Origin of the sequence: uncultured Lacinutrix sp., assembly GCF_947500605.1 — a bacterium.
Classification (GTDB): domain Bacteria; phylum Bacteroidota; class Bacteroidia; order Flavobacteriales; family Flavobacteriaceae; genus Lacinutrix.
This window is the reverse complement of record NZ_CANMSJ010000037.1, coordinates 1-215: the sequence shown is the minus strand read 5'-3', so window position 1 is coordinate 215 and position 215 is coordinate 1. Positions and strand designations below refer to the sequence as shown.

Here is a 215-nt window from a genome sequence, read left to right as displayed (position 1 = left end):
ATACCGCCAGTATCACCATCACTACTTATTGTTGTTGTTCCTGTTGAACAAATCGCTTGAACACCTGATAGCGTTCCTGCATCTGCTGCTGTAGTTACAGTAACATCTGTTGTTGCTGTGTCATCTGGACATCCTCCTGTTCCTGTTATTGTATACGTAATCGTGGTTGTTCCTGCGGAAACTCCTGTTACTAATCCTGATGCACTGTCTACTAT

General features: G+C 43.3%; 1 protein-coding gene. It reads right to left on the bottom strand.

The window, feature by feature from the left end; genetic code table 11:
• On the bottom strand, positions 1-215 hold a 215-nt coding region (locus tag Q0935_RS15875; protein WP_299388357.1), incomplete at both ends, for a hypothetical protein.